Source organism: Variovorax sp. FW305-3-2-15-B-LB1 (genome assembly GCF_058787635.1).
In genome coordinates, this window is the sequence record NZ_JBYSZY010000008.1 from 83,183 (window position 1) to 107,194 (window position 24,012).

A 24,012-nucleotide genomic window follows, 5' to 3' on the forward strand; every position below is an offset into this window, starting at 1 on the left:
GCAGCGAACCCGGCCCGCTCAGCGCGCCAGCGGCGCGAGGTTGGCGTCCGTCGTTCTGCCATCGATCATGACCTGCCAGCGACCCGCGCCGGCCAGGGCGGCGGGCGACGTCTTCAGCGGCCAGCGCATGGTGGCGCCGGGCAGCACGTAACCCAGCAAGCCGGTGTAGGCGGCGACGGCGCGGCCGTCCGCGCCGGTGAACACGAGGTCCGCCAGCTGGGCATGCACCCCGCCGCTGTTGCTGACTTCCAGCACGGCCTTGCCGTCCTCGCGCCGCAGGCTCCAGCGCAACTGCGCGGGGGCCGGCTCCGCGCCCGCCGGGGACACGAAGATGGGCAGCGAGTGCCGCATCACGAAGTTCAGGTTGCTCTTCTTGCCGTCCGCCGCGGTGCCCGCCGCCTGGGGCACGGGCAGTTCATCCACCAGCACGCGGTAGGCTTCTTCCGCCGGGCCCGCGGGCGGCGGGCCGTTGCGGATCACGCGCACCAGTTGCCGTCCGCCGGTGGGCAGCTGCAGCATGGGCGGGCTGACGACCAGTCCGTCCGCCGGCTCCATGCGGTCCTGCCCGTCCACCTGCGTCCAGCGGAAGACGCGGATCTGCGCGTCCAGCGGCGCGGCTCCCGTGTTGCTCAGCCAGAGCCCGTCGCCTTGCCGCGTCGGCGCCAGCGTCAGGGTGACGGGCGAGACCTGCAGGCCGGCCGCCTGGACCGCACCGCCGCCAAGCAGGCATGCGCCCCACAGTCCGAGGATGGCAAGTGCACGTCTCACGATTCAGCTCTGGCTCGGTGATTCAGCTCTGGCTCAGTACGTGACCGTCACCGTGACGGTGTCGGCGTAGCTGTCCGGGGTGAAGTTGGCGTTGGTGTTCTTGGCGTAGACCGTGTGCGTGATCGCCGCACCGGTGCCCGTGCCGCCGACGACATTGGCGCCGGTGCCGGTGGTGTTGCCCCACACGGTGCTGTTGCCCGCGTTGGAGTACAGCGCGTAGGGCACCTTGTCGGTGTTGGTGGCCGAGTTGGCGACGGACGACATGGCACCCGTGCCGTCGGTGGTGCCGCCGTTGGTGGACGAAGGCAGCAGGCCGACGGTGTAGGGCGTGGTCTTGGAGCAGGTGACCGAGATGGTGTTGTTGCCCGTCTGGTTGGTGGCGGTGGGCTGCACGGAGGTGCCCAGGCTGATGTCGGAGGCGCCGCCGGCCGTCACCGCGCAGCTGCGCACGATGGTCATCTTGACCTGGAAGCTGGCACCGGCGGTGTCAGCCAGGGCCGAACCGGATGCGAAAACGAGGGTGGCGGTGGCCGCCGCGGCGACTGCGAGCTTGAGCATGAAAGCACTCCAAATGTAATCAATAAGACCTGACAGGTCGGTATTTTGTAATCATTTTGCATACGTTTTGACTACAAAGTGGCGCAAGGATGCCCCACAACCGGCCCGTTTGCCCTCGGATTCACGACGCCTCGGCTCAAATTTCGTGATCTAGTTCTCGTAACAATTGGAAAACTGTTTGCATTGTTTACATTTCCGCCACAGTCAAGGCGCCCCCTGCCTCCGCGAAGTGGAGGCCTTGGTGCGGTCGATAGCGGGTGGGGAAGTGGTCGCAACAAGCGCAGGGCTTGGTGGCGCCCGAGGCTGGGCAGCCTCAGGAAGTCGATGCGGGCCGGCTCAAAGCGTTGCCCGGACCCGCCCGGGCGCAGGCGGCAGGGAGTCGCCCTGCCCCCGCGTCAGCCTCAGGCCTTGGCCAACCGGCGCCGCGCCTTCACCGCCGACGCCAGCCCCTCGAGCACCGGCACCGTCTGCGCAAAGCCGATGCAGGCATCGGTGATCGACACGCCGTGCTTCAGCGGCACGCCGGGCTTCAGGTCCTGCCGGCCTTCCTCGAGATGGCTCTCGATCATGATCCCGGTGATGCGCCGCTCGCCGGCCGCGATCTGCGCGGCCACGTCTTCGGCCACCACGATCTGGCGCTGGTGCTGCTTGCTGCTGTTGCCGTGCGAGACGTCGATCATCACCTGCGGGCGCAGGCCGTTGGCCAGCAGCGCCTCGCAGCTGGACGCCACATCCGCCGCCGAATAGTTGGGCGCCTTGCCGCCGCGCAGGATCACGTGGCAGTCGTCGTTGCCGCGCGTCTCGAAGATCGCGGCCATGCCCATCTTGGTCATGCCCATGAAGGCATGCGGCGCGCGGGCCGCGAGGATGGCGTCGGCCGCCACCTTCACACTGCCGTCGGTGCCGTTCTTGAAACCGACCGGGCAGCTCAGGCCCGAGGCCAGCTGGCGGTGGCTCTGGCTCTCGGTGGTGCGCGCGCCGATGGCGCCCCAGGCGATCAGGTCGGCGATGAACTGCGGGCTCAAGAGGTCGAGGAACTCGGTGCCGGTCGGCAGGCCCAGCGTGGTCAGCTCCAGCAGCAGGCGCCGCGCGCGCTCCAGGCCTTCGTTGATGGCGAAGCTGCCGTCCAGGTGCGGGTCGTTGATGTAACCCTTCCAACCGACGGTGGTGCGCGGCTTCTCGAAGTAGGCGCGCATCACGATGAGCAGGTCGTCCTGCAGCGAATCGGCCACCTTCTTCAGGCGCTGCGCGTACTCGATGGCCTGGTCGTGGTCGTGGATGGAACACGGGCCGACCACCACGACCAGCCGGTCGTCGCGGCCGTGCAGCACGTCGGCGATGGCCGCGCGGCTGCCTTCGACCAGCGCGAGCGTGTTGTCGCGCACGGGCACGCGCTCCTGCAGCAGCGCGGGGGTCATGAGGGGACGCACGGCACCGATGCGCACGTCGTCGATGCGGGTGGTGTCGAGGGTGCTGTCGCGGGAGCCGACTTCAGCGTCGTGGCGGGGGTCGTCGAGGCGGGACATGATCGTGGAATGCTGTGATGTCGAGGGGGTTGCTTCGATTGTCCCCCAGCACGCCCTCCTCCCCAGCTCAGGCCGCCTTCAGGAACCCGTCGGGGTCCGTCGCGGCCTACATCGGCAGCTGGCCTCACAGGACAAAAGCCAGGCGATCACGCCGACGAACGCGACAGCGTCGCCAACTTCTTCCTCGCACTCTGCAAGAGGCCGACCTTCTCGGCGGGCAGCGGCGCCTTCGTATCCCCGAGCTTGATGATCTCGAGCGCCGCGGGTTTCGGCATGAGTGCATCGCGCGGCGTGAGGCCGTTGAACTTCGCGTTCGAGATGACGTGCACCTTCAGGTGACGGTGGATGTTCTTCGAGAGCTTCCGGCAGGCGGCCGCCAGGGTGGCTTCGTCGGGCATCGACTGGCCGTGCACGACGAGCAGCTCCAGGGTGCCGTCTTCGTCCTCCGCGAGCACGAAGGCGCGCACGACCGAGGCCTTGAACTTGCCGCGCAGCATCGCGCGAACCGGCTCGGCCGCGGCGAACGACTTGAGCGCGATGTTGCGCAGTTCGTCGTGGAAGATGAACGCGCGGTCGATCGAGAAGGTCTCGGCCTCCTCGGCCTTCGGCTTTTGCTTCTTCAGGATGCCGCTGCCGACGAGATGCGCCAAGGTGCGTTCCACGTCGGCCGTGTCGAGCTTCGAGCGATGGGCCAGCTCGCTGGAAGACAAGGGTTGTTGGGGCGCCGCGTAGGCGACCATCAAGAGCTTTTGCACCTCGGGGGCGAAAAGAAAATCTGCTGCACTCATTTCGCGGTTCTCTAGTTCTCTGCTTCTGTGGGGTTCTCTACAAGCGGGTTGCATTATCGAGAGCGCCCTGTCTCCCGTGCGATGCGGCTTTCTCCACGGCGTTTTCGCGGCGGATTCCGTCACCGCGCATGGCGCCGGCCTACAGCGGAGCCCGGCGCTCACCGGTAAGAACGGCTGAACACGACAAGGAGCTTCAGCCATGGACCTGAAACAGACGATCGACAAGATCAAGCAGGTGGATGCGGCGCGCGCCGACTACCCCGGCGAACACTTCGTCGTGCTCGGCGCCGGCGTGCTGCTGTTGCTGGCCGCGGGCCGCAGCCGGTCGTTCCTGATGCGAGTCGTCGCGGGCGCCGCCGGCGGCGCGCTGATCGGCCGGGCGGCGAGCGGCACCGGCGGCATCGCGAAGCTGGCCGGCGTGTTGCAGAACGGGGGCCTGGCATGGCCGCGGCGTTGAACTCACGGGCCGGCGACCCCCGACGGTATTGGGCCCCGTGCCTGGGCGTGGCGCTGGTGGCGATGTCGCTCTTCTATGTGACCTTGAAAGACCTGGTGCACGAGAGCGCGGCGCGTGCTGCGCTCCTGACCACGGCAGTCGTTCCGGTCGAGGCCGAGCCCGACAGATCGGCCGCCCGCGAAACGTTCCCGGATGCGGTGACCCGCGCATCCAAGGAACCTGCCACGCTGACGAACACGCACTTCGATCCCCCAGTGATCGCCCCCGCAGCCAAGTCCGTGCCTGCCGTCGTCGAGGTGCACAAGTGCGTCATGCCCGAGGGCGATGCGACCTACTCCGACGGGCCGTGCCCCGCAGGCGCACGCGCGAGCACGCTGCGATTGCCGCGCGACCTGCACGCCTCGGCGAGTTCCTGAGCTCTTGAGCGGCTCACCCCGCCTTCAAGAACACATCGTGGTCCGGTGCGAAGTTGGCGTGCAGCGGCAGCATCGCGCCGCCCAGCGCACACGCCTGCGCCCCCGCCCTGCCCCCATGCAGTTGCGGCGCCCACAGGCCTTCCCAGTTGCACTGCGTGAGCGCCGTGCGGGTCTGCACCAGCAATGCGTCGAGCAGCGCGCGCGACATCGAGCCGTCCATCACCACGTCGGCCAGGTCGAGCACCGCGGTGCTGCTGACGATGGCATGCGCCAGCGCGCGTGACGCGCTGCCGAGCCAGGCCTGCGTGGCTGCGGCGAACGGCACTTCGAGCGCGCGGTCGTCGTAGGCCGCCGTGGCATCGAGGCCTTCGGTGCGCAAGCGTTGCTCGAGCTCCCACAGCGACGCCTCGGCCACCACCTGCGTCGACAGGCCTTCGGAGGGCTTCTCGGTGCGCATCGGGATCGACGCGAGCGCGCCCGCATTGCCGTGCGCACCGGTGTGCAGGTGCGAGTTGATGACCAGCCCGCCGCCCACGAAGGTGTCGACGAAGATGTAGAGAAAGCTCTTGAGGTCGTGCCCGCGCCCCGTCACCAGCTCGGCCACACAGGCCGCCACGGTGTCGCGCGCGAAGCCCACGGGCACGTCGGTGCGCGCGCGCACCTCGGCCAGCAGGTCCATCTGGTTCCATTCGTCCGACTGCGCCTTCGACAGCCCCAGCGTGCGGTGCCAGCCGCCGAGCTGGAACGGCGCCGCCAGCCCCGCGCCCACGTTGCGCGCGGCCAGCGGCCCGAGCCCGTCGCGCAGGCGGTGGATGTGCTCGGCGATCACGGGCAGCAGCGCCTCGGCGTCCGGGAATTCGTAGCGGATCGCGTGGTGCTCGCGCACGCGCGCCGCGAAGTCGATCAGCAGCCACTCTGCGCCGCGCCGCCCGAGCTTGACGCCGATGGCAAAGGCGCCGTCGGGGTTGAGCGCCAGCGGCACCGAGGGCTGGCCGATGCGCCCGCGCACGCGACTTTGCTTGACGATGAGGCCGTCGTCCTCGAGCCGCGCGGTGATGAGGCCGATGGTCTGCGCGCTCAGGCCCGTGAGCCGCGCCAGGTCGGCCTTGGGCAGGCTGGTGTGCACGCGCAGCGCCTGCAGCACCACGCGCTCGTTGAACTGGCGCATGCCCACCTGGTTGGAGCCGCGCGGACGCAGCAGGGCCGACGGGCGCTCGAGGGCATCGGTATCAAGCATGCGCCTCCGCGGGCAACTGGTCGGCGGTCATGGCGCCGGTCATCACGGCCACGGTGTCGCTCATGCTGATCTTCTTCGGATTGAGCACGGCCGCGCGCCTGCCCAGGCGCGCCACGTGGATGCGGTCGGCCACCTCGAACACGTGCGGCATGTTGTGGCTGATGAGCACCACGGGCAGGCCGCGCTCGCGCACGCGGCGGATCAGCTCGAGCACCATGTTGCCCTCCTTCACGCCGAGCGCGGCGGTGGGCTCGTCCATGATGACCACGTGCCGCGCGAAGGCCGCGCTGCGCGCCACCGCCACGCACTGGCGCTGGCCGCCCGAGAGCGTTTCGACGGCCTGCGTCATCGACTGGATGCCGACCTTCAGGTCGGCCATGCGCGCCGTGCTTTCGAGCAGCATCTTTTTCTTGTCGAGCATGCGCAGCACATTGCCCAGAAAGCCGGGGCGGCGCAGTTCGCGGCCGAGAAAGAGGTTCTCGTAGATGGTCATCGCGGGTGCGACGGCGAGGTCCTGGTAGACCGTCTCGATGCCGGCGCGCCGCGCGTCCAGCGGGTTGCGGAAATGCACCGGCACGCCATCGAGCAGGATCTGGCCTTCGTCAGGCACGATGGCGCCCGACAGCGCCTTGATGAGCGACGACTTGCCCGCGCCGTTGTCGCCGATCACCGCGAGGATCTCGCCTTCGCGCAGCTCGAAGTCGACGCCGTCGAGCGCGGTGACCTGGCCGTAGCGCTTCACCAGGCCCTTGGCCTGCATCACGATCTTGGGGTTGGCCACGGTGTTCATCAGCGGGCTCCCTTGCGCGAGAGTTGATCGGCCGCCACCGCCAGGATCACGAGCACGCCCGTCACCAGCACCTGGTAGATCGACGACACGCCCATCAGCGTGAGTCCGTTGCGGAACACGCCCACGATCAGCACGCCGATGAGCGAACCCAGCACGATGCCGCGCCCGCCGAAGAGGCTGGTGCCGCCGAGCACCACGGCCGTGATGGCATCGAGGTTTTCGGTCTGGCCCGCGTTCGGGTCGCCCACGCCAGTGCGCGCCACCGACAGCAGCGAGGCGATGCCGTAGAACACGCCCGCCGCCACGTACACCGCGAGCAGCACGCGCTGCGTGGGAATGCCCACCAGCCGCGTGGCCTCCGCGTTGTTGCCGATCGCGTAGACATGCCGGCCGGCCGCCGTCTCGCGCAGCACGAACCACGCGAGCGCATAGAGCGCCAGCATGAGCACCGAGCCCCACGCCACCTCGGCGCTGCCGATGGTGAAGGTGGTGCCCAGGCCCGTGAGGCCGGCGGGCAGGTCGGTGATCGTTTGCGACGACGAATACAGCTGCGTGATCGCGAACGCGATGTTCAGCGTGCCCAGCGTCACGATGAACGGCGGCAGCTTGATGCGCGTGACCAAGAGGCCGTTGAGCAGGCCGAACAGCGTCGTCACGCCGATGCCGCACAGGATGGCCACCGGCACCGGCATGCCGAGCTCGGTGGCGAACTTCGTCATGATGATCCCGCCCAGCGCCATCACCATGCCGCACGACAGGTCGATGCCGGCCGTGAGGATGATCAGCGTCTGGCCGATGGCGATCACGCCCACCACCATCACCTGCTGCAGGATCAGCGACAGGTTGCCGCCCGTGAGAAAACGCTCGGACTGCGTCGCAAAGAAGATGCAGGCGCCGAGCAGGGCCAGCCACGGCCCGAGGGCGCCCCACGGGATGTGGTGCGTCGGAGATTTCGCCATCGGTGTGCCTCCCTATAGACCGGGGCCGTTTACTTCTTGCCCCAGCACAGCTCGGTGCCGGTCTTGGTGTCCTTGCTGTCGACGCCGGCCACGCTCTTGCCGGCGATGAGCGTCACGCCGGTGTCGACGTAGCCCGAGGCCTTCTTGCCGGTCTTGGCGAATTCGACGCCCGCGGCCACGCCCATGGCGGCCATCTTCAGCGGGTACTGCTGCGAGGTCGCGGCGATGATGCCGACGGCCGTGTCCTTGATGCCCTGGCAGCCGCCGTCGACCGAGACGATCATCACGCCCTTCTCCTTGCCCGCGCGCTTGAGCGCGTTGTAGGCACCGGCCGCGGCGGGCTCGTTGATGGTGTAGACCAGGTTCACGTCGGGCGCCTTCTGCAGGCAGTTCTCCATCACGGTCTGCGCCTTGGCCTGGTCGCCGAAGCTGTCGGCCATGCAGACGATCTCGGGCGCCTTGGACAGCTCGTTCGACTTGGCGTCGTTGGCCGGCAGGCCGAAGCCCTTCATGAAGCCGTTGTGGCGCTGCGCGCCCACGGGGTGGCCCGGCAGCAGGTCGAGCGCGACGATCTTGGGCGTCTTGCCGGCCATCGCGGCCTTGGCGTATTCGCCGATGAGCACGCCGGCCGTGTAGTTGTTGGTGGCGAAGAGCGCGTCGGTGGCGTCCGGCGGATCGGCCGGGCTGTCGAGTGCGATCACCTGCACGCCCTTGTCGCGCGCCTTCTTGATCGCCGGCACGATGGCCTTGGCGTCGCTGGGCGTGATGAGGATGGTCTTGGCGCCGGCGGCGATCATGTTTTCCATCGCCGTGATCTGGCCCGCGTTGTCGCCGTCGGCCTTTCCAGCCCCCGACAGCAGCTTGGCGCCGAGTTTCTTGGCTTCTTCCTGCGCGCCCTCTTTCATCTTCACGAAGAAGGGGTTGGTCTCGGTCTTGGTGACCAGGCCGATGACGGGCGGGTCGGCGGCCAGGGCCGTGGACGTGGCCGATGCGGCAAGGGCCAGGACGGCCAGGGCGGGAACGAAGCGCGGGCTGATGAACATGAGGTTGTCTCCTTCAGGGGGGCGGGCGCACAGCGCCTGCCGTACTTGCTATGGAACCGGATGACCACCCGCCAGCGAGCGGGAAGGCATTCGGACGAGGGGGACTATCGAGCAGTCGACCGACTAAATCAAGTAACTTGAGTTATCGAAAACCCGAGGCCTGACGGGTTCGTGCGGTCAGAGCTGACTGCGACGGAGGATTCCGTGCAGCGCGTAATTTGTAATTCAAACGGTCTCGTTTTTATTGCCGCCCGCTCAATTCTTTGATGATTTTGACAATTGTCATGGATGTTGTTTTATCGTCATCGAAGATGCAAAGAATCGGCAATTCGCAAAACGAAAAATAAAGTTTTCGCTGGAGCCCCACCACTCGCCAGCCGTTGATGCCAATGGATGCAGTGCTCCTTTTTTCGTTGCGATCCGCCGACCCGCTCGAATGAACAAATAACCCGGAGGGATCGCGGCAGATGTTCGGCCACCTTGTGGAAATACTCAGAAACAGTCCGGAAATCGCATTGTTTCTGGTGCTGTGCATTGGCTACGCGGTGGGCCAGATCCGTTTCGGCCCGATCCAGCTGGGCGGCATCTGCGGCACGCTGATTGCCGCGCTGGTGGTCGGCCAGCTGGGCATCCGGCTCGACGACAGCGTGAAGAACGTGTTCTTCATGCTCTTCATCTTTGCGCTCGGCTACGCGGGCGGTCCGCAGTTCTTCGCCAACCTCGACGCCAAGGGCCTGCGGCTGGGCCTGCTGTGCCTGGTCGAGGTGGTGGTGGTGCTCGCGCTGGTGCTCGGCGCCACGGTGCTGCTGTCGCTCGACCGCGGCACGGCCGCCGGTCTGATGGCGGGCGCGGCCACCGAATCGGCCGTGGTGGGCACGGCGACCGACGCGATCTCGAAGCTGTCGCTCCCCGCCGCCGAGATCGCGCAGCTGCAGGCCAACGTGGTCACGGCCTACTCCATCACCTACGTCTTCGGGCTCATCGCCATCGTGGTGGTCACGAGCCAGGTGTTTCCGCTGCTGCTGCGCGTGAACCTGCGCGCCGAAGCCGACAAGCTCTGGAAGACCATGGGCGGCGGCGCCGACGACCCGGACGCCGCCAGCGCCACGCCCGAGATGGTCGGGCGCGTGTTCCGCGTCACCGTGGGTCGTGGCCGCTCGGTCGGCGAGCTCACGTCGATCCTTGGGCGGCAGGCCAGCATCGAGCGCGTGGTGCGCGACGGCCAGAGCCTCGCGGTCGAGCCCGGGCTGCACTTGCGCGTGGGCGACCAGGTGCTGGCCATCGGCCGGCGCAGCGCGCTCGTCAACGTGGGCGAGCTGCTGGGCCGCGAGTTCGCCGACACCACCGCCTTCGACACCGTGGTCGAGACCACCGAGGTCGTCGCCAACCGCCGCGAATGGTTCGGCCGCGGGCTGCGCATGCTGGAAAACGAGTTGCCGTCCGCCGTGCAGGTGATCGGCGTGGCGCGCGACGGCCACACCATGCCGCTCGTGAACGACCTCACGCTGCAGCGCGGCGATGTGCTCCAGCTCTACGGCCCCGCGCCCGAGGTGGCGAGCGCCATCGCGCAGGTCGGCGACCGCGTGATCGCCTCCACGCGCAGCAACATCAGCTTCGCCGCCGCGGGCATCCTGCTGGGCGTGTTCATCGGCAGCTTCAGCGCGAAGCTCGGCGGCATTCCGTTTTCGCTCGGCACCGGCGGCGGCGCACTGCTCACGGGGCTGGCCTTCGGCTGGTACCAGTCCAAGCACCCGCACCGCCTGAGCGTACCGGCCGACGCGCTGGCGCTCATGAAGGACCTGGGCCTGGCCACCTTCATCGCCTGCGTGGGCCTGGCCTCGGGGCCGCAGGCGCTGGCGCTGGTCCAGAAGTTCGGCGTTGCGCTGCCGCTGGTGGGCATCGCCGTCGCGGTGGTGCCGGCCAGCATCTCGCTGTTCGTCGGCCACCGCCTGCTCAAGCTTGAGGCGCCCGTGTTGCTCGGCGCCATCGCCGGCCAGCAGTGCAGCACGCCCGCGCTCAGCGCGGTGCAGAACGCCGCGGGCAACGCCACGCCGCTGCTGGGCTACACGATCACCTACGCCATCTCGAACGTCGTGCTGCCGCTGATGGGTCCGCTGATCGTGGCCCTGGCCGGCCTGGTGCAGCACGCGAAATAAGACAACGACCCGAGACGCTCCACGCCCTTCTCTTCTCTCTTCTTCTCATTGATGCCTTGAAAGGACTTCCTCTATGGAATGGCTGCATGAACTCTTCAAGAAGTCGCCCGAAATGGCGCTCTTCCTCTCACTGGCGGTCGGCTACTGGATCGGCAAGATCAAGTTCGGCAAGTTCCAGCTCGGCGGCGTCGCCGGCTCGCTGCTGGTGGCGGTGATCGTGAGCCAGGTCGGCGTGCAGATCGACGGCGGCGTGAAGGCCGTGCTGTTCGCGCTGTTCATCTACGCCGTGGGCTTCGAGAGCGGGCCGCAGTTCTTCAGCTCGCTGGGCAAGCAGTCGATCAAGGAGATCATCCTGGCCGCCGTGATGGCGGCCACGGGCCTGGCGACCGTGGTGGTCATGGCCAAGCTGTTCGGACTCGACAAGGGCCTGGCGGCGGGCGTGGCGGCCGGCGGCCTCACGCAGAGCGCCATCATCGGCACGGCGGGCGACGCCATCGGCAAGCTCGGCCTCGCCGCGGCCGAGACCGCGCGGCTGCAGGGCAACGTGGCCATCGGCTATGCCGTGACCTACGTGTTCGGCTCGTTCGGCGCGATCATCGTGTGCGTCAACATCCTGCCCAAGCTCATGGGCCGCAGCATCCGCGACGACGCGATCGCGGCCGAAACCGCGATGCAGGCCGGCGTGAAGGTGCTCGGCCCCGACCAGGAAGAAGCCGCGCCCTCACTGGTCGGGCGCATCTACCAGCTCACGAGCGACCCGCAGCGCACGGTGGCCGACATCGAGAACGCCAACCCGGCCACCACCATCACCATCGAGCGCGTGAAGCGCGACGGCAAGTTCGTCGAGGTCAGCCCCACGCTCGTGCTGCGCCAGGGCGACTACGTGCTCACCGTCGGCCGGCGCGATGCCGTGGTGGCGAGCGCGCCGCTGCTGGGCAAGGAGGTCGACGCGGTCGACGGCATGGAGCTGACGCTGAACAAGCGCGAGATCGTGCTCACCAACAAGGACTTCGGCGGCAAGACCGTCGACCAGATCCGCCAGGCCACCGCCGGCGGCGTGCGCCACGGCATCTTCGTGGTGCAGCTCAGCCGCATGGGCCAGGTGCTGCCGATGAAGCCCGACACCGTGGTGCAGGTGGGCGACCTGGTGTCGATCTTCGGCGCCGAGCAGGACGTGAAGCGCGTCGCCTCCCTCGTCGGCGACGTGATCGTGCCCAGCGCCAAGACCGACTTCGTGTACCTGGGCGCGGGCCTGGTGGTGGGCCTGCTGGTCGGCCTGCTGAGCGTGAAGATCGGCGCCATTCCGCTGACGCTCGGCGCCGGTGGCGGCGCGCTGCTGTCGGGCCTGCTGTTCGGCTGGTACCGCGCGAAGAAGCAGACCTTCGGCGCGCTGCCGCCCAGCGCGGTGCAGCTGCTGAAAGACCTGGGCCTGGCGGGCTTCGTGGTCGTGGTCGGCCTGACGTCGGGCCTGCAGGCCGTGCAGACCATCAAGGAACTGGGCCTGACCATCTTCGGCGTCGGCGTGGTCGTCACGCTCGTGCCGATGATCCTCACGATGCTGTTCGGGCGCTACGTGCTGCGCTATGACAACACCGCCGTCTTCGCGGGCGCGCTGAGCGGCTCGCGCAGCGCCAACCCGGCCTTCGGCGAAGTGCTGGGCAAGGCCGAGAACGCCATTCCCACCGTGCCCTTCGCCATCACCTACGCGCTGGCCAACGTGTTCCTCACGCTGCTGGGGCCGCTGATCGTGGCGCTGGTCTGAGCACCGCGCCTTCCCTTTTCTTTCTTCTTTCTTTTTATCAACCAAGGAGTACTCCATGGATTTCGGCGACGTGAAAAAGCTGGGCGGTCTGAGCCCGTTCGAACTGAAGGATGCGCTGATCCAGGTCGCACGACAGAGTGACCGGCTCATGCTCAACGCCGGCCGCGGCAACCCGAACTTCCTGGCCACCACCCCGCGCCACGGCTTCTTCCAGTTCGGCCTCTTTGCCATGACCGAGGCCGAGCGCTCGTACATCTACATGGCGGACGTGGGCGGCTTTCCGCAGCGCGAGGGCATCGAGGCGCGCTTCGAGCTCTTCGCCAAGTCGCACGAGGGCGAGCCCGGCGTGCGCTTCATCGAGGCCGCCGTGTCGTACGTGCGCGACCAGCTGGGCCTGTCGGCCGGCGACTTCATCTACGAGATGTGCGAGGCCATCCTGGGCTGCAACTACCCGGTGCCCGACCGCATGCTGCGCCTGACCGAGATCGTCGTGGGCCAGTACATCCACAAGGAAATGATCGGCACCCACCCCTTCGTGGGCAAGTTCGACATGTACGCGGTGGAAGGCGGCACCGCCGCCATGACCTACCTGTTCAACAGCCTGCGTGAGAACCACCTGCTGTCGCCCGGCGACACCATCGCGCTGGGCATGCCGATCTTCACGCCCTACATCGAGATCCCGCACCTGAACGACTACCAGCTCATCGAGGCGCTGATCGACGCGCCGCCCGAGAACAACTGGCAGTTCACGAAGAAGGAGCTGCAGAAGCTGCTCGACCCAAAGGTCAAGGCCTTCTTCCTGTGCAACCCGAGCAACCCGCCCTCGGTGAAGATCAGCGACGAGGTGCTGGGCTACATCGCCGACATCGTGAAGCAGCGGCCCGACCTCATCATCCTCACGGACGACGTGTACGGCACCTTCGCCGACAACTTCCTGTCGCTGTTCGCGATCTGCCCGCAGAACACCATCCTGGTGTATTCGTTCTCCAAGTACTTCGGCGCCACCGGCTGGCGCATGGGCGTGGTCGCCACGCACGAGGACAACATCCTCGACCGCAAGATCGCCGCCCTGCCCGAGGCCAAGCGCAAGGAGCTCGACGCGCGCTACAGCTCCATCACCACCGAGCCGCGCAAGCTGAAGTTCATCGACCGCCTCGTGGCCGACAGCCGCACCGTGGCGCTGAACCACACGGCCGGCCTGTCGACCCCGGTGCAGGCGCAGATGGTGATGTTCTCGCTGTTCTGCCTCATGGACGAGGGCGAGACCTACAAGAAGTCGATGAAGCACATCGTCTCGCGGCGCAAGGAAGCGCTGTACCGCGAGCTCGGCCTGCCGCTGCAGCCCGACCCGAACTCGGTGAGCTACTACCACCTGCTCGACCTGCAGGACATCGCCACGCAGATGCACGGCGAGCGCTTCGGCAAGTGGATCCTCACGAAGCTGCAGCCGAATGAGGCGCTGTTCCGCATCGCCGCCGAAACCAGCATCGTGCTGCTGCCCGGTCGCGGCTTCGGCGGCAAGCACCCGTCGGGGCGCGTGTCGCTGGCCAACCTCAACGAGTACGACTACGCGAACATCGGGCGCTCGCTGCGCAAGATGGCTTCGGAGTACTTTGCGATGTTCGAGAAGGAGGTGGGGGGCGGCAAGGTGGACAACGCGGGAAAGGCGACCAAGGGCGGCGTCGGCAAGACCACTGTCGTTAAACCCGCAAAACGCGGCAAAAAGTAGCCTCGTTCCGCCCCTTGCGCGGCCCCGAAATGTATGCCTTTGACATACGATCAAAGGCATAAAAGAGGGATCGCAAAGGGGCGAGAAATGATCGTAGGCATTGACCTGGGCACGACCAACAGCCTGGTGGCGGTGTGGCGGGAAGGAAAGTCCGTTCTGATTCCCAACGGACTGGGCGAATACCTGACGCCGTCATGCGTCAGCCTCGACGAGGACGACACCGTGCTCGTCGGCAAGGCCGCCAGGGAACGGCTTCAGACACATCCGGACCGCACCGCCGCAGTCTTCAAGCGCTACATGGGCAGCAACAAGACGGTGCGCCTGGGCAAGCGCAGCTTCAGGCCCGAGGAGCTTTCGGCACTGGTGCTGCGTTCACTCAAGGCCGATGCCGAGGCCATGCTGGGCGAACCAGTTCATGAAGCCGTCATCACCGTGCCCGCGTACTTTTCGGATGCGCAACGCAAAGCCACCCGTGCGGCGGGCGAACTCGCCGGCCTGAAGGTCGACCGGCTGCTGAACGAGCCCACCGCCGCGGCACTCGCCTACGGCATGCACGACATGGGCGCCGAAACGCGCTTTCTGGTGTTCGACCTCGGCGGTGGCACTTTCGACGTATCGATCCTCGAAATGTTCGAGGGTGTGATGGAGGTGCGTGCGTCGGCCGGCGACAACTTCCTGGGCGGCGAGGACTTCGTCGAATCGCTGATCACCCTCTTCTTCGAACGCAACGCTCTGCCGGCGAGCCTGCGCAGCAACGCCCAGTTCATGCAACGACTGGCCGCGCAAACCGAAGCCGCGAAGCAGGCGCTGAGCCTGCACCCGCGCGCCGAGATCGTCGTCGCGCACGAGGCCGTGCAGCATCGGCTCGCGCTCGACGAAGCCCTGCTCGAACAAGCCTGCGCACCACTGCTCAAGCGGCTGCGCGCGCCGGTCGAACGCGCGCTGCGCGACGCCAACCTGCGAGCAGCGGAACTGGATGCAGTCGTTCTCGCGGGCGGTGCCACGCGCATGCCCGTCGTGCGGCGGCTGGCAACCACGATGTTCGGACGCTTCCCCTCCATCGACTTCAACCCCGATGAAGTCGTCGCACTGGGTGCCGCCGTGCAGGCCGGCCTCAAGGCCAAGGATGCGGCGCTGAAGGAAGTGGTGATGACCGACGTCGCGCCCTACTCGCTCGGCGTCGCGGTGAGCCATCGACTGGGCGCCAACACCTCGTCGCACGGGCATTTCGACCCCATCATCGAGCGCAACAGCACGGTGCCGGTCAGCCGCTCGAAGACATACATTCCCGGCTCCGACGCGCAGACCGCCATCGAACTGCAGGTGTACCAGGGAGAGTCACGCATGGTGCGAGACAACGTGCACCTGGGCAATCTCGAGGTACCGCTGCCACCCGGCCCCATTCAGGAATCGGTGGTCGAGGTCCGCTTCACCTACGACGTCAACGGTCTGCTGCAAGTCGAAGCGACGGTGCAGAAAACCCAGCAGACCTTCGGACTCCTGATCGAGGGTAATCCGGGGCTGCTCACTGACACGGAGATCAAGGAGCGACTGCAGGCACTGAGCGAACTCAAGATCCATCCACGTGACCGCATCGAGAACCGCACGCTGCTCGCACGCGGCGAACGGGTCTACCAGCAGCTGCGCGGCGATGTGCGTGAATGGCTGGGCGCCTGCATCACGGAATTCGAACGTGTGCTGGCTACACAGGACAAGCGGCTCATCGCACCGGCGCATCGCCAGTTTCAGGAGCAGCTGGACCACATCGAGCGCGACAGCCATCTGGCGGACTGACCGAAAGCGACGGCACTCATGAGCGAAGTACCGGGCTTTCTGCTCGCACTGGGCCTGCGGCCAGACGCCGATGAGCGCGCGATCCGGCGCGCCTACGCAGCCGAACTGAAAAAGATCGACCAAGAGGCCGAGGCAGACGCCTTTCAGCGCTTGCGTGAGACCTATGAAGCGGCCTTGAGCTGGGTGCGCCACAAGCCTCAGGCCGATGCACCTGCCACGCAGGAGCCCCCACCGGCGCCTGTCGAATCCACTGCGCAGAATGTGCAGCCCGCCCCGCTCGATACAACGCTGGCAGGGTCGCCCTCCGCTGTCCCCCAGACCGCCTCACCCCACGAGAGCGCACACGCGGTGGTCGCAGCGTTTGCCGAGCGACTTGCCGAGCACCCGCCCCGCTCGATCGACGACGCGGCAACGCTGCTGAATACCTCGCTGGAAGATGACCGCCTGCTCGACATGGACGCCCGCTTCCTGTTTGAGGCCAACGTGGCGCATATCCTGGCCAGCGGCTGGCAGGCGGGGCACGAGCACTTGTTCGAGGCGGCCGCCGAAGCCTTCGAGTGGCGCAAGGATTCCGCCCGACTGCAACGACTGGGCAAGGCTGGCCAGGTGGTGGATGCCGCCATCGTGGAGCAGCACGCCCACGCAGACCTGCCCACCGCGCACCGCGAACTGCAACTGAAGTACCTCGACCTGCTGCGTAAACGGTCGAACCCTGGCGAAGAAGCGGTGACGCTCGGCCTCGATCACGTCTTGCATGCGGCGGGGCTCTTTCCCAATTGGGTACGGCTGACATCCAAGACCGAGAACATCGCAGCCTGGCAGAAGGTCGACGCCAATACGGCAAGCTCGGCCTTCGGACCGAGCCCTCGTCGCACATCGCCTGCGACCGATGCACCGCACACACCGCTGAAGCCATCGCAACTGGTGGCATGGTTTGCGATCTTCTGTGTCGGCTCGATGCTGTTCGTGGTGTTGCAGTCGGCTCTCAAGTGGCAGGGCGAAAAGATGCCGGTTGCAGGGCCGCTCTCCTCGCACGCATCCCAGACGCCACCCCAGCGCGCAGCCTCGCCAGCGACAGTCATCCCGACCTCGCCTACCCCACCCACCTTCACGGCGCCCCCTGGGGCGCCCCGCGCCAGCGTCGCCCAGTCCGATGCGCCCAAGGCCGAATACAGCGTGGCGCCCCGTCCCGTCTATCCTCCGTTGTCGAAGCGATTTGGCGAACAAGGCAAGGTCCTCGTGAAAGTGCTGCCCGACAGCGAAGGCATCGTCCGGGGTATCCGCGTGGCACAGAGCTCGGGCTACGAGCGGCTCGACGCCGCAGCCCTCGATGCCGTCAAGGCCGCCCGGCTCATCATCCCCAAGGACAAAGTCGACAAGACGGGATCCACCTGGTACCTGGCGCCCATCAATTTCGTACTGACCGACGGCGCACAACCCGCCACGCGAAAGGACTGGGGCCAGATGGTGGCAGCAGCGGTCAGGCCCAACATCATTTTTGCGGCCGACGTACGGGGCAATCCAACGGTGGAGTTCACCCTGGACCTGGCGCCGAGCGGAAAGATCCTGAACGCAACCCTGTTGAAATCCAGCGGCGTTCCCGAATGGGACAACGCGGCGTTGCGCGCGATCCGCAAGACCGAGTACATGCCACTGCCCGATCAGGGCGCGATACCCGCCCAGATGGTGCTGGCTCTGCGCCCCAAGAATCCATGATCGACTTGCTTTTCGCTGTCGTGACCTGCGTCGTTCTTCACGTGTCATCGGCGGCATTCCTTGCCGACCAACTGAAGATCCGGGTGCGGGAGGTGTCGATCGGTTTCGGGCCTGTGCTCGCGCGGTTCGGCCGAGTCACGCTCAGGCCGTTTCTCTTCGGCGGCTCCGTGAGGTTCAAGGACTCCGAGGCGGAGTACCTCGATCCCGATGACATGCACGACGCTTTCGATGCCCAGCCACTGACGGCACGGCTTGCGGTCGGCGCCTCAGGCTGCATCGCGCTGGTGCTGGTGGCCGCGGCGACGCTGCGCATGGACGGTCTGCGCGCCTTCGTCAATGGCTTCGCGCAGATCGTCGGCGGCGCACTGTCCCCACTTGGCGAGGCGCAGGAACTGCTGGCACAGATGCATCTTGCGGGCACCACGCTGCCCTTCGTCTCGCTCCTCGGCTTCACAGCCGCCAAGTTCGCAGCGTTGAACCTGCTTCCCTCACCGGCAACCAACGGCGGCTTCCTGATCCGGACAGCCTTCTTGCGTACCCGGCTCTTCGGACTCTGGCCATCGCGAATGACTTCGCTCTGCGTGGTCGCCTACCTCGGGTTGCTGCTTTCATGGCTGTGCGCCCTACTGGTCTACCTGACCCAGTCAGGTGCCATCGACCTTCACATGCTCAACGGGAAGTAAATGACGCCCATGCAATCGAACATCGAGGTCCTTGTGGCCTATGCCCTCGGCGGCGGCGCCTTCGCCGCCTTTGCCCTGCTGCCATGGATACGGCGTATTCCACTCGACATGCACAGGGTGTGGGCCAGCGAATACCAGAACTATCAGCCCTTCCTGCGCGACACCTCCGAACTCGACATCTCCAAGGCGAGCAAGTTCGCCATCGTCATCGGTGCCGCCTTGCTCTGTCTCGGCCTCGCATTCGTGCGCGGCGCATCGTTGGACACAGCGATGCTGTGCGTGCTGCTGCTCGGATGGATCCTGCTGACGGCGATCAACGTCCGTCACGAGTTGCTTCCAGACCGGATCTTGCTCGCCCTGCTATGGCTGGGGCTGCTCTACCGTGCATCCACAGGACCGGCGTCCGACAACGTGCTCGGGGCGGTGTCGGGGTACCTGGCGCCGTGGCTGGTGACGACGGCAGTGCGCTCGAATACAGGTCGGGACATCGTGGGTCACGGCGACCTCAAGGCCTTCGCCGTCACCGGCGCCTGGTTCGGATGGGCCGCGCTGCCGACGGTGTACGTCGCGTTCGTGGTGGCTTCGTTGCTGACGGCGATCGTGTTCGCACTGCGAGACGCGCATCACAAGAGAGCCGTGCCATCCGGGCCGGCACACATGGCGGCGGCAATGGTGGCAATGCTGGGGTACCGAATCTTCTGACGGCGCGGCTCAAGCGGGCTTCGACCGCCCCGACGGCTCGAGCACCACCATCCGCCACGCACACAACGTCCCTGCCACCGCCAGCAACGCCGCCAGCGCGAACATCGTGCGGTAGCCCAACTCCTGCGCCACCGCCCCACCGAGCAGCACGCCCAGCACGCCGCCGAAGCCGTAGCCGATCACCGTGAACAGCGCCTGCCCGCGTCCGCGCAGGTGGCCGGGGAAGCGGCGCGACACCACGGCGATGCAGGCCGTGTGGTGCGCCGCGAAGCTCAGCGCATGCAGCCACTGCGCGATGACCAGCGCCGCGATGAAGCCGCCCAGCCCGGCCGTGAGGCCGAGCCGTGCCACGCCGGCGATGCCGCACACCAGCATCCACCGCGGCATCGGCAACAGGCCGATGAGCCGGCCCTGCAGGAAGAACCAGACGATCTCGGCCACCACCGACAGCGCCCACAAGAGGCCGATGGTGCTCTTGCCGTAGCCGATCGAATCGAGGTACAGCGAGAAGAACGCGTACACCGAGAAGTGCGACATCACCTGGAAGAACAGCGAGGCGAAGAACCATCGCACGGCAGGGATGCGCAGCACGGGGCCGATGGGCTCCTTCACGGCGTCGTGCGCGGCCGGCGGCTCGCGCAGGTCGGGCAGCTTCATGGTCGCGAGCAGCACCACGGCCAGCGTGCCCGCCGCCCAGTACGGAAAGTGCTTCATACCGAAGCGCTCGAACCACTCGCCCGCGACGAACACGGTGACCAGGAAGCCGGCCGAGCCGCACAGGCGGATGCGCCCGTAGCGCCCCCAGTCGCCCGCGACGATCTGCGCCATGGCCGCTTCGGTGAGCGACATCATCGAGCTGGTGTGCGTGAACATCACGAGCAGCACCAGCGCGAGCCACCAGGCGCCGCCGTGCCACCACAGCCCGAAGGAGCTGGCCAGCGCCACCGCGGCGCTGAAGCGCAGCAGCTTCACGCGCTGGCCGGTGTGGTCGCTGAGCGCGCCCCAGGCATAGGGCGCGAAGACGCGCGTGATCGATTGCACCGAGGCCAGCAGGCTGATCGTGAAGATCGGCAGGCCCAGGTCCTTGAGCCACAGCGGCAGGTACGGATTGAAGAAACCGATGTGCGCGAAGTAGCTGGCCGACAGGCCAGCGAATGCCAACAGGTGGCCGCGCCCGGCGGCCACAGGTGGCGCGGCGGACACTACAGGAAAGACGACTGCGGCGACGCAGCTTCGCTCTTCTCGACGGGCGGGTTCACGTCGCCGCACTGCGCGCGGTTGCGCAGCACGTGTTCCATCACCACCAGCGCGAGCATGGCTTCGGCGATGGGCGTGGCGCGGATGCCCACGCAGGGGTCGTGGCGGCCCTTGGTGATGACCTCGACGGGGTTGTTGTTCACATCGATGGACTGGCGCGGGCTGATGATCGAGCTGGTGGGCTTGATCGCGATGCTCACCTCGAGGTCCTGCCCTGAGCTGATGCCGCCCAGGATGCCGCCCGCGTTGTTGCTGAGAAAACCCGTCGGCGTGATCGAGTCGCCGTGCGTGGTGCCGCGCTGCGTGACGCTGTCGAAGCCGGCGCCGATTTCCACGGCCTTCACCGCGTTGATGCCCATCATGGCGTAGGCGATCTCGGCGTCGAGCTTGTCAAAGAGCGGCTCACCCAGGCCCACGGGCACGTTCGTGGCGGTGACGCGGATGCGCGCGCCGCACGAATCGCCGGCCTTGCGCAGGCGGTCCATGTAGTCCTCCAGCGCGCTCACGTCGGCGATGGGGGCGAAGAAAGGGTTGTTCGGGACGTGGTCCCAGCTCTCGAAGGGAATGGCGATCTCGCCGATCTGCGTCATGCAGCCGCGAAACACCATCCCGTATTTTTCGGCCAGCCACTTCTTGGCGACGGCACCGGCCGCAACCATGGGCGCGGTGAGGCGCGCCGAAGAGCGCCCGCCGCCGCGCGGATCGCGGATGCCGTATTTCTTCCAGTAGGTGAAGTCGGCGTGGCCGGGGCGGAACTGCTGGGCGATCTGCCCGTAGTCCTTGCTGCGCTGGTCGGTGTTCTGGATCAGCAGCGCAATGGGCGTCCCGGTGGTCTTGCCCTCGTACACGCCGGACAGGATCTGCACCGCGTCGGGCTCGTTGCGCTGGGTGACGTGGCGGCTGGTGCCGGGGCGCCGACGGTCGAGGTCGCCCTGGATGTCGGCCTCGCTCAGGGCCATGCCCGGGGGGCAGCCGTCGATCACGCAGCCGATGGCCGGGCCGTGCGACTCGCCGAAATTGGTGACCGCGAAGAGAGTTCCGAAGGTGTTGCCGCTCATGGCGGGGATTATCCCCACAAAGCAGCAGCCGACTCAGTCGGTGGTGTTTTCCATGCGCTTGGCGAGCGCGCCGAGCTGCAGCTCGATGCTGAACAGCCGCTCGTTCAACACCGCCGTCTGCAGCCGGATCGCCTCGACGATGGCCTTGGTCTGCGGGTCGGAGGTGCTGTCGGACAGTTCCGCCAGGTCATGCAGCTTCTTGCGCAGTTCGTTGCTCATGGGGCCTCCGTTCGGTCGTGGGATGCGTCGTGGAAGCCCCAGTATGGAGGCTCGTCAACGCTCCGGCAATGCGGCGCCGCCCGGGGGTAGGGCGCCCTCTTCCGCATGCGACGCGCCCACCCCGCGCAGCCGCACCGCCACCAGCACGCCGACGAACAGCAGCACCACGGCGCACAGGCCGGCCACCAGCCGCAGGGCGCGCAGCAGCGCCTCGCGCCCGCTGTCGAGCAGCGCGGCGCCGGTGGTACCGGGCAGTTCCCCGGCCAGCGCGACCGCCCCGCCCAGCGTGCTGCGGGCGGCTTCGACCGCCGCCGCATCGGCCAGACCGGCGGGCACGGCATCGGCCATGGCCGCGCGGTAGATCGCCGCGCCGACGCTGCCGAGGATGGCGATGCCCAGCGCCCCGCCGAACTCGGAGCTGGTCTCCGAGATGGCCGAGGCCACGCCCGCGCGCTCGGGCGGTGCGCTGCCCACGACCAGGTCGGTGGCCAGGGTGAACACCGGCGCCAGGCCGAGCGAGGAGATGAGCGCGCTCGTCACCATCCAGGCCAGACCGCCCTGCGCCGGCAGCAGCACCAGCATGCCGAAGCCCAGCGCCGCCACGCCCAGTCCGCCGCCCATCACGTAGGCCGGGCACAGGCGCCGCGTGAGCGCGGGCACGATCATCGAGCCGACGATGAAGGCACCGGCGCCCGGCATGCTCCACAGGCCCGCCGCCAGCGGCGGCAGGCCGAGCACCAGCTGCAGGTACTGCGCGTTGTACAGAAAGAGCCCGAACATCACGAAGCAGGCCAGCATGTAGGCCCCCAGCGAGACGCTGAAGGCCGGCAGCTTGAACAGGCGCAGGTCGATCATCGGGTTGGCCAGCCGCCCCTGCCGGCGCGCGAACAGCCAGCCCAGCAGCGCGCCGACCGCGATGGCCAGCAGCGACATCGCGTCGGGCCCGTGCTCGGCCACCTGCTTGATGCCGTAGATGGCCGCCAGCACGGCGCCCAGCGAGAGCGCCACGCTGGCCAGGTCGAGCGCGCCCGCGTCGGGGTCGCGGTACTCGGGCAAGAGCCACGGCCCGAGCGCCAGCAGCAGCACCATCACCGGCACGCCGATGAGGAACACCGAGCCCCACGGAAAGAACTGCAGCAGCACGCCGCCCAGCACCGGGCCGATGACGGCGCCGGCCGAGTAGCTCGAGATCCACACGCCGATGGCCACGGTGCGCTGCGCCGGGTCGAGGAACATGTTGCGGATCAGCGAGAGCGTGGACGGCGCCAGCGTCGCCCCCGCCACGCCCAGCAGCGCGCGCGTGGCGATCAGCATGTTGGCGCTGGTCGAGAAGGCCGCGAGCACCGAGGCCACGCCGAACGCCACCGCGCCGATCAGCAGCAGCCGGCGCCGCCCGATGCGGTCGCCCAGCGTGCCCATGGTGACCAGCAGGCCGGCCACGAAGAAGCCGTAGATGTCGACGATCCACAGCAGCTGCGAGGCGGTCGGCTTGAGGTCTTCGCTGATCGACGGGATCGCCAGGTTCAGCACCGTGAGGTCCATCGAATAGAGCATGCAGGGCAGCGCGATGACGGCCAGCCCCGTCCATTCGCGCGCCGTGGCGCGGGCGGGCGCCGCCCGGTCGAGGGCGCCGCTCATGGGCCGGCTCCGCTGTCGCTTGCCGACCAGGCCTTGCGCACCTCGATGCTGCTCAAGCGCGCCGAGGGAATGCCGGCCGCGAGCTGCAGCGCCTCTTCGTCGCTGTCGGCCTCGACCAGGTAGAAGCCGCCCAGCTGCTCGCTGGTTTCGGCGAACGGCCCGTCGGTGACCGAGAGCTTGTCGTTGCGCATGCGCACCGTGACCGCCGTGCCGGCCGGCTGCAGCGCCTCGGCCACGACGAGCTTGCCGAGCGCCTGCAGGTGGGCGTCGTAGTCGATGTGTTCGTTGATGTAGTGGTCCATGTCCTGCGCCGAGAAGTGGCTCGTCTGCGCGTCGGTTCCGTAGATCAGGCAAAGGTATCTCATCCGGCATTCCCCTCGGGGTTTTCGATCATTTCCATGACGTCGATGGGACGCACCTCGATGGCGCCATAGCGCGCCATCGGAATGCGGCCCGCCAGCTGGATCGCGGCGTTCAGGTCGCGCGCCTCGACCAGGATGAAGCCGCACAGCTGCTCGCGGGCTTCCGCGTACGGACCGTCGACGTGCGAGCGCTGGCCCTGGCGCACCTGCACGACCTTGGCGGCGCGCACCGGGCTCAGCGCCTCGGCGGCGATGAAGTGGCCGGCGGCTTCGAGCAGGCGGTCGTAGGCCATCGAGTCGGCATTGAGCGCACGGCGCTCGTCGGGCGGCAGCGCGCGAAGCACCGCTTCGTCGCAGTGAACGAGGCAGAGGTATTTCATGCGGAATCTCCTTG

23 protein-coding genes are annotated in these 24,012 nt (G+C 67.5%); 9 read left to right on the forward strand and 14 right to left on the reverse strand.

All coding sequences use genetic code 11. The features are described 5' to 3' along the window. Nucleotides 1–18: 18 nt before the first annotated feature. From AC3WQR_RS07500 to AC3WQR_RS07515, 4 genes are all read right to left on the reverse strand, one after another. The gene (locus tag AC3WQR_RS07500; RefSeq protein WP_492741618.1) at nucleotides 19–768 is read right to left on the reverse strand and encodes a fimbrial biogenesis chaperone; all 750 of its coding nucleotides are present in this window, start codon (nucleotides 766–768) and stop codon (nucleotides 19–21) included. A gap of 33 nt (nucleotides 769–801) precedes the next feature. Beyond that, entirely contained in the window at nucleotides 802–1,326 is a 525-nt protein-coding gene (locus AC3WQR_RS07505) for a Csu type fimbrial protein (protein ID WP_492741619.1), read from the reverse strand. Between the two features lie 401 nt (nucleotides 1,327–1,727). Continuing rightward, a complete protein-coding gene (locus AC3WQR_RS07510; protein ID WP_159277427.1) occupies nucleotides 1,728–2,852 on the reverse strand; it encodes a 3-deoxy-7-phosphoheptulonate synthase in 1,125 nt (374 codons plus the stop codon). 146 nt (nucleotides 2,853–2,998) lie between these two features. Beyond that, nucleotides 2,999–3,640 (reverse strand): hypothetical protein, encoded by a 642-nt coding sequence (locus tag AC3WQR_RS07515; protein WP_307694066.1) that lies wholly within the window; start codon nucleotides 3,638–3,640, stop codon nucleotides 2,999–3,001. A gap of 199 nt (nucleotides 3,641–3,839) precedes the next feature. On the opposite strand from AC3WQR_RS07515, the gene AC3WQR_RS07520 reads away from it, so the two are divergent. Both AC3WQR_RS07520 and AC3WQR_RS07525 read left to right on the forward strand, forming a co-directional pair. After that, on the forward strand, nucleotides 3,840–4,097 hold the full coding sequence (locus AC3WQR_RS07520) for a hypothetical protein (protein ID WP_492741620.1): 258 nt from the start codon (nucleotides 3,840–3,842) through the stop codon (nucleotides 4,095–4,097). Nucleotides 4,098–4,159: 62 nt separating this feature from the next. Continuing rightward, entirely contained in the window at nucleotides 4,160–4,513 is a 354-nt protein-coding gene (locus AC3WQR_RS07525; protein WP_492741621.1) for a hypothetical protein, read from the forward strand. A 13-nt stretch (nucleotides 4,514–4,526) separates the two neighbouring features. On the opposite strand, the gene AC3WQR_RS07530 is transcribed toward AC3WQR_RS07525, so the two are convergent. The 4 genes from AC3WQR_RS07530 to AC3WQR_RS07545 are packed head-to-tail and all read right to left on the reverse strand — an operon-like array spanning nucleotide 4,527 to nucleotide 8,542. Next, a complete protein-coding gene (locus AC3WQR_RS07530; RefSeq protein ID WP_492741622.1) occupies nucleotides 4,527–5,750 on the reverse strand; it encodes an ROK family transcriptional regulator in 1,224 nt (407 codons plus the stop codon). Then, nucleotides 5,743–6,540: an ATP-binding cassette domain-containing protein gene (locus AC3WQR_RS07535; protein WP_492741623.1), complete on the reverse strand. Its 798-nt coding sequence runs from the start codon at nucleotides 6,538–6,540 to the stop codon at nucleotides 5,743–5,745. The genes AC3WQR_RS07530 and AC3WQR_RS07535 overlap by 8 nt, the downstream gene beginning before the upstream one ends. Continuing rightward, nucleotides 6,540–7,499, reverse strand: coding sequence for an ABC transporter permease (locus tag AC3WQR_RS07540; protein ID WP_062475719.1), 960 nt, complete (start codon nucleotides 7,497–7,499; stop codon nucleotides 6,540–6,542). Before AC3WQR_RS07540 ends, AC3WQR_RS07535 begins: the two co-directional genes overlap by 1 nt. A gap of 29 nt (nucleotides 7,500–7,528) precedes the next feature. Beyond that, nucleotides 7,529–8,542, reverse strand: coding sequence for a sugar ABC transporter substrate-binding protein (locus tag AC3WQR_RS07545; protein ID WP_492741624.1), 1,014 nt, complete (start codon nucleotides 8,540–8,542; stop codon nucleotides 7,529–7,531). A 467-nt stretch (nucleotides 8,543–9,009) separates the two neighbouring features. On the opposite strand from AC3WQR_RS07545, the gene aspT (AC3WQR_RS07550) reads away from it, so the two are divergent. From aspT (AC3WQR_RS07550) to AC3WQR_RS07580, 7 genes are all read left to right on the forward strand, one after another. Beyond that, on the forward strand, nucleotides 9,010–10,698 hold the full coding sequence (aspT, locus tag AC3WQR_RS07550) for an aspartate-alanine antiporter (RefSeq protein ID WP_492741625.1): 1,689 nt from the start codon (nucleotides 9,010–9,012) through the stop codon (nucleotides 10,696–10,698). 73 nt (nucleotides 10,699–10,771) lie between these two features. Next, nucleotides 10,772–12,460 (forward strand): aspartate-alanine antiporter, encoded by a 1,689-nt coding sequence (aspT, locus tag AC3WQR_RS07555; RefSeq protein WP_062475727.1) that lies wholly within the window; start codon nucleotides 10,772–10,774, stop codon nucleotides 12,458–12,460. Nucleotides 12,461–12,515: 55 nt separating this feature from the next. Continuing rightward, nucleotides 12,516–14,189, forward strand: coding sequence for a bifunctional aspartate transaminase/aspartate 4-decarboxylase (locus AC3WQR_RS07560; protein WP_492741627.1), 1,674 nt, complete (start codon nucleotides 12,516–12,518; stop codon nucleotides 14,187–14,189). Nucleotides 14,190–14,276: 87 nt separating this feature from the next. After that, nucleotides 14,277–15,983 (forward strand): Hsp70 family protein, encoded by a 1,707-nt coding sequence (locus AC3WQR_RS07565; protein ID WP_492741628.1) that lies wholly within the window; start codon nucleotides 14,277–14,279, stop codon nucleotides 15,981–15,983. A gap of 18 nt (nucleotides 15,984–16,001) precedes the next feature. Next, on the forward strand, nucleotides 16,002–17,699 hold the full coding sequence (locus AC3WQR_RS07570; protein WP_492741629.1) for a TonB family protein: 1,698 nt from the start codon (nucleotides 16,002–16,004) through the stop codon (nucleotides 17,697–17,699). Continuing rightward, a complete protein-coding gene (locus AC3WQR_RS07575) occupies nucleotides 17,696–18,382 on the forward strand; it encodes a site-2 protease family protein (RefSeq protein WP_492741631.1) in 687 nt (228 codons plus the stop codon). Before AC3WQR_RS07570 ends, AC3WQR_RS07575 begins: the two co-directional genes overlap by 4 nt. A 9-nt stretch (nucleotides 18,383–18,391) precedes the next feature. Beyond that, complete coding sequence (locus tag AC3WQR_RS07580) at nucleotides 18,392–19,084, forward strand: prepilin peptidase (protein ID WP_447743327.1); 693 nt, start codon at nucleotides 18,392–18,394, stop codon at nucleotides 19,082–19,084. Nucleotides 19,085–19,093: 9 nt separating this feature from the next. On the opposite strand, the gene AC3WQR_RS07585 is transcribed toward AC3WQR_RS07580, so the two are convergent. From AC3WQR_RS07585 to AC3WQR_RS07610, 6 genes are read right to left on the reverse strand one after another with little or no spacing between them, the layout of a single operon-like run. Continuing rightward, a complete protein-coding gene (locus AC3WQR_RS07585) occupies nucleotides 19,094–20,287 on the reverse strand; it encodes an MFS transporter (protein WP_492741632.1) in 1,194 nt (397 codons plus the stop codon). Further along, complete coding sequence (aroC, locus tag AC3WQR_RS07590; protein WP_095947386.1) at nucleotides 20,287–21,399, reverse strand: chorismate synthase; 1,113 nt, start codon at nucleotides 21,397–21,399, stop codon at nucleotides 20,287–20,289. Before aroC ends, AC3WQR_RS07585 begins: the two co-directional genes overlap by 1 nt. Nucleotides 21,400–21,432: 33 nt before the next feature. After that, nucleotides 21,433–21,618: a hypothetical protein gene (locus AC3WQR_RS07595; RefSeq protein WP_062475744.1), complete on the reverse strand. Its 186-nt coding sequence runs from the start codon at nucleotides 21,616–21,618 to the stop codon at nucleotides 21,433–21,435. A gap of 54 nt (nucleotides 21,619–21,672) precedes the next feature. Continuing rightward, nucleotides 21,673–23,256, reverse strand: coding sequence for an MFS transporter (locus AC3WQR_RS07600; protein ID WP_492741634.1), 1,584 nt, complete (start codon nucleotides 23,254–23,256; stop codon nucleotides 21,673–21,675). After that, nucleotides 23,253–23,621, reverse strand: a complete 369-nt coding sequence (locus AC3WQR_RS07605; RefSeq protein WP_062475751.1) for a YciI family protein — start codon at nucleotides 23,619–23,621, stop codon at nucleotides 23,253–23,255. Before AC3WQR_RS07605 ends, AC3WQR_RS07600 begins: the two co-directional genes overlap by 4 nt. Then, the gene (locus AC3WQR_RS07610) at nucleotides 23,618–23,998 is read right to left on the reverse strand and encodes a YciI family protein (protein ID WP_492741635.1); all 381 of its coding nucleotides are present in this window, start codon (nucleotides 23,996–23,998) and stop codon (nucleotides 23,618–23,620) included. Before AC3WQR_RS07610 ends, AC3WQR_RS07605 begins: the two co-directional genes overlap by 4 nt. Between the last annotated feature and the right edge of the window lie 14 nt (nucleotides 23,999–24,012).